Origin of the sequence: Microbacterium hydrocarbonoxydans (assembly GCF_000956475.1) — a bacterium.
Taxonomy (GTDB): domain Bacteria; phylum Actinomycetota; class Actinomycetes; order Actinomycetales; family Microbacteriaceae; genus Microbacterium; species Microbacterium hydrocarbonoxydans_A.
The window spans coordinates 1-5540 of the sequence record NZ_JYJB01000001.1 but is presented as its reverse complement, the minus strand read 5'-3'; the positions used below and the strand labels follow the sequence as shown (position 1 = coordinate 5540).

General features: G+C 54.5%; 3 rRNA genes. All 3 read left to right on the top strand.

Going from position 1 to position 5540, the window contains the following annotated elements:
* Positions 1-254: 254 nt before the first annotated feature.
* The 3 genes from RS84_RS00015 to rrf all read left to right on the top strand — a co-directional run bounded on the left by RS84_RS00015 (position 255) and on the right by rrf (position 5531).
* Positions 255-1779 (top strand): 16S ribosomal RNA (locus RS84_RS00015).
* A gap of 417 nt (positions 1780-2196) precedes the next feature.
* Positions 2197-5300: ribosomal RNA gene (locus tag RS84_RS00010) — 23S ribosomal RNA — on the top strand.
* Between the two features lie 114 nt (positions 5301-5414).
* Positions 5415-5531, top strand: a 5S ribosomal RNA gene (gene rrf, locus RS84_RS00005).
* Together the 16S, 23S and 5S rRNA genes form the textbook arrangement of a ribosomal RNA operon.
* The last annotated feature ends 9 nt before the right edge of the window (positions 5532-5540 follow it).

The following is a 5540-nucleotide window of genomic DNA, read 5'->3' as shown; positions in this document are numbered from 1 at the left end:
GGTAAGATTGAGAAGTTGCCCTTCGGGCCTGACTGTGATGGTTGGGTCGGGGGAGCGTCCGATCCTTGAGAACTCAACAGCGTGCACTTGTCAAATGCCAAATAACCTCGACTCCACTTCGGTGGGGTGAGATTCCTTTGGATCAAAGACCACTTCCTTTGGGGAGTGGCAATGGATAGTCAGCAATGAATATCTCTTTGGTCAGTTTCAAACTCGCTGCGTCACCGTTTTCCCGGTGGGGTATGCATTTCTTTTTTACGGAGAGTTTGATCCTGGCTCAGGATGAACGCTGGCGGCGTGCTTAACACATGCAAGTCGAACGGTGAACCAGGAGCTTGCTCTTGGGGATCAGTGGCGAACGGGTGAGTAACACGTGAGCAACCTGCCCCTGACTCTGGGATAAGCGCTGGAAACGGCGTCTAATACTGGATACGAACCACGAAGGCATCTTCAGTGGTTGGAAAGATTTTTTGGTTGGGGATGGGCTCGCGGCCTATCAGCTTGTTGGTGAGGTAATGGCTCACCAAGGCGTCGACGGGTAGCCGGCCTGAGAGGGTGACCGGCCACACTGGGACTGAGACACGGCCCAGACTCCTACGGGAGGCAGCAGTGGGGAATATTGCACAATGGGCGGAAGCCTGATGCAGCAACGCCGCGTGAGGGATGACGGCCTTCGGGTTGTAAACCTCTTTTAGCAGGGAAGAAGCGAAAGTGACGGTACCTGCAGAAAAAGCGCCGGCTAACTACGTGCCAGCAGCCGCGGTAATACGTAGGGCGCAAGCGTTATCCGGAATTATTGGGCGTAAAGAGCTCGTAGGCGGTTTGTCGCGTCTGCTGTGAAATCCCGAGGCTCAACCTCGGGCCTGCAGTGGGTACGGGCAGACTAGAGTGCGGTAGGGGAGATTGGAATTCCTGGTGTAGCGGTGGAATGCGCAGATATCAGGAGGAACACCGATGGCGAAGGCAGATCTCTGGGCCGTAACTGACGCTGAGGAGCGAAAGGGTGGGGAGCAAACAGGCTTAGATACCCTGGTAGTCCACCCCGTAAACGTTGGGAACTAGTTGTGGGGTCCATTCCACGGATTCCGTGACGCAGCTAACGCATTAAGTTCCCCGCCTGGGGAGTACGGCCGCAAGGCTAAAACTCAAAGGAATTGACGGGGACCCGCACAAGCGGCGGAGCATGCGGATTAATTCGATGCAACGCGAAGAACCTTACCAAGGCTTGACATATACGAGAACGGGCCAGAAATGGTCAACTCTTTGGACACTCGTAAACAGGTGGTGCATGGTTGTCGTCAGCTCGTGTCGTGAGATGTTGGGTTAAGTCCCGCAACGAGCGCAACCCTCGTTCTATGTTGCCAGCACGTAATGGTGGGAACTCATGGGATACTGCCGGGGTCAACTCGGAGGAAGGTGGGGATGACGTCAAATCATCATGCCCCTTATGTCTTGGGCTTCACGCATGCTACAATGGCCGGTACAAAGGGCTGCAATACCGTGAGGTGGAGCGAATCCCAAAAAGCCGGTCCCAGTTCGGATTGAGGTCTGCAACTCGACCTCATGAAGTCGGAGTCGCTAGTAATCGCAGATCAGCAACGCTGCGGTGAATACGTTCCCGGGTCTTGTACACACCGCCCGTCAAGTCATGAAAGTCGGTAACACCTGAAGCCGGTGGCCTAACCCTTGTGGAGGGAGCCGTCGAAGGTGGGATCGGTAATTAGGACTAAGTCGTAACAAGGTAGCCGTACCGGAAGGTGCGGCTGGATCACCTCCTTTCTAAGGAGCATCTGAAGTCTTCGGACTTCCAGAACCCGGTTCGAAGGCATACGTTCTTCGCTGGGAGCTCATGGGTGGAACATTTGACATGGCATCGAGAGTCGATCTCGGATTAGTACGCAGCTTGCTGCAGGAACGTCTGGGTGAAGGGTGTCGGTGTCTGCACGCTGTTGGGTCCTGAGGGACCGGATGCGCTTTGGCCTTCGGGTTGGAAGCATTTGGTTACTCTGGGCCTTTTGTCGTCTCCCTGGTGGGAGGGGATGAGGGGTACCGCCCGTACTTTGAGAACTACACAGTGGACGCGAGCATCTTGCAGCTGATCTTTGATCAGTTGCACAAGATGATCTTAAAGATCATTAGTCAATTTCTGATCCGGGCTTTCGGGCTCGGGTCGAGTTTTGATTCAAACTCATGTGATTTCAAGTCTTTAAGAGCAAACGGTGGATGCCTTGGCATCTGGAGCCGAAGAAGGACGTAGCAATCTGCGATAAGCCTCGGGGAACTGATAAGCAAGTTTTGATCCGAGGGTGTCCGAATGGGGAAACCCCGCTGGGCGGCGTGCCGACCTAGTGACTCCCGCCTGAATATATAGGGCGGGTAGAGGGAACGTGGGGAAGTGAAACATCTCAGTACCCACAGGAAGAGAAAGCAACCGCGATTCCGTTAGTAGTGGCGAGCGAAACCGGAACAGGCTAAACCGAGCGTGTGTGATAGCCGGCAGGCGTTGCACGTTCGGGGTTGTGGGACTTTTCAGTCATCTCTGCCGAGGTGGCGGCGTTACACGATGGTATAGACGAACGGTCTTGAAAGGCCGGTCATAGAGGGTGCCAACCCCGTAGTCGAAATGCCAACCGTGGCGCGAAGAGTATCCCAAGTAGCACGGGGCCCGTGAAATCCCGTGTGAATCTGTCAGGACCACCTGATAAGCCTAAATACTCCCAGATGACCGATAGCGGACAAGTACCGTGAGGGAAAGGTGAAAAGTACCCCGGGAGGGGAGTGAAATAGTACCTGAAACCGTTTGCTTACAAACCGTTGGAGCAGCCTTAGTAGCTGTGACAGCGTGCCTTTTGAAGAATGAGCCTGCGAGTTAGCGATATGTGGCGAGGTTAACCCGTGTGGGGTAGCCGTAGCGAAAGCGAGTCTGAATAGGGCGATTCAGTCGCATGTCCTAGACCCGAAGCGAAGTGATCTATCCATGGCCAGGCTGAAGCGACGGTAAGACGTCGTGGAGGGCCGAACCCACTTAGGTTGAAAACTGAGGGGATGAGCTGTGGATAGGGGTGAAAGGCCAATCAAACTTCGTGATAGCTGGTTCTCTCCGAAATGCATTTAGGTGCAGCGTTGCGTGTTTCTTGCCGGAGGTAGAGCTACTGGATGGCCGATGGGCCCTACAAGGTTACTGACGTCAGCCAAACTCCGAATGCCGGTAAGTGAGAGCGCAGCAGTGAGACTGTGGGGGATAAGCTTCATAGTCGAGAGGGAAACAACCCAGACCACCAACTAAGGTCCCAAAGCGCGTGCTAAGTGGGAAAGGATGTGGAGTTGCTGTGACAACCAGGAGGTTGGCTTAGAAGCAGCCACCCTTGAAAGAGTGCGTAATAGCTCACTGGTCAAGTGATTCCGCGCCGACAATGTAACGGGGCTCAAGCACGCCACCGAAGTTGTGGCATTGACATTATTGGTAGGCCTTCGTGGTCCAGCCGTGTTGATGGGTAGGAGAGCGTCGTGTGGCCAGCGAAGCGGCGGTGTAAACCAGCCGTGGAGGCTACACGAGTGAGAATGCAGGCATGAGTAGCGAAAGACGTGTGAGAAACACGTCCTCCGAAAGACCAAGGGTTCCAGGGTCAAGCTAATCTTCCCTGGGTAAGTCGGGACCTAAGGCGAGGCCGACAGGCGTAGTCGATGGACAACGGGTTGATATTCCCGTACCGGCGAAGAACCGCCCAAACTAATCCAGTAGTGCTAAGTATCTGAATCCTCACATTGAACCCTTCGGGGTTCGCCGTGGGGCCTAGCGTACGACCCCATGCTGGTGCGGTTAGCGTATTAACAGGTGTGACGCAGGAAGGTAGTCCATGCCAGGCGATGGTTGTCCTGGTGCAAGTGCGTAGGCCGAACGGTAGGCAAATCCGCCGTTCATGCAGGCTGAGACACGATGCGGATAAAAAGTGGATGATCCTATGCTGCCAAGAAAAGCATCGACGCGAGGTTCTAGCTGCCCGTACCCCAAACCGACTCAGGTGGTCAGGTAGAGAATACCGAGGAGATCGAGAGAATCGTGGTTAAGGAACTCGGCAAAATGCCCCCGTAACTTCGGGAGAAGGGGGGCCATCCACTTATACGGACTTGCTCCGAAAAGGGTGTGGTGGCCGCAGAGACTAGTGGGTAGCGACTGTTTACTAAAAACACAGGTCCGTGCCAAGTCGCAAGACGATGTATACGGACTGACGCCTGCCCGGTGCTGGAAGGTTAAGAGGACCGGTTAGCCGCAAGGCGAAGCTGAGAATTTAAGCCCCAGTAAACGGCGGTGGTAACTATAACCATCCTAAGGTAGCGAAATTCCTTGTCGGGTAAGTTCCGACCTGCACGAATGGCGTAACGACTTCCCAACTGTCTCAACCGCGAACTCGGCGAAATTGCATTACGAGTAAAGATGCTCGTTACGCGCAGCAGGACGGAAAGACCCCGTGACCTTTACTACAGCTTGGTATTGGTGTTCGGTGTGGCTTGTGTAGGATAGGTGGGAGACTGTGAAGCAGGGACGCTAGTTCTTGTGGAGTCATTGTTGAAATACCACTCTGGTCACTCTGGATATCTAACTTCGAACCGTAATCCGGTTCAGGGACAGTGCCTGGTGGGTAGTTTAACTGGGGCGGTTGCCTCCCAAAAAGTAACGGAGGCGCCCAAAGGTTCCCTCAACCTGGTTGGCAATCAGGTGTCGAGTGTAAGTGCACAAGGGAGCTTGACTGTGAGACTGACAGGTCGAGCAGGGACGAAAGTCGGGACTAGTGATCCGGCAGTGGCTTGTGGAAGCGCTGTCGCTCAACGGATAAAAGGTACCTCGGGGATAACAGGCTGATCTTGCCCAAGAGTCCATATCGACGGCATGGTTTGGCACCTCGATGTCGGCTCGTCGCATCCTGGGGCTGGAGTAGGTCCCAAGGGTTGGGCTGTTCGCCCATTAAAGCGGTACGCGAGCTGGGTTTAGAACGTCGTGAGACAGTTCGGTCCCTATCCGCTGCGCGCGTAGGAAGTTTGAGAGGATCTGACCCTAGTACGAGAGGACCGGGTTGGACGAACCTCTGGTGTGTCAGTTGTTCCGCCAGGAGCACCGCTGATTAGCTACGTTCGGGATGGATAACCGCTGAAAGCATCTAAGCGGGAAGCCGGCCTCAAGATGAGACTTCCATACCTTCGGGTGAGAGGCTCCCAGCCAGACTACTGGGTTGATAGGCCAGATGTGGAAGTGCAGCAATGCATGCAGCTGACTGGTACTAATAAGCCGATGACTTGATAACACACCGTTTGTTGGTGCTACGCGTCCACTGAGTGGTTCTCGATGTACGGTCGAGAACCACCTTCAACAATGAACATTTCATTGCTAAAGGTTTTGATTGAAACATCAATAGTGTTTCGGCGGCCATAGCGTGAGGGAAACGCCCGGTCACATTCCGAACCCGGAAGCTAAGCCTCACAGCGCCGATGGTACTGCAGGGGGGACCCTGTGGGAGAGTAGGACACCGCCGGACTTCTTTTAA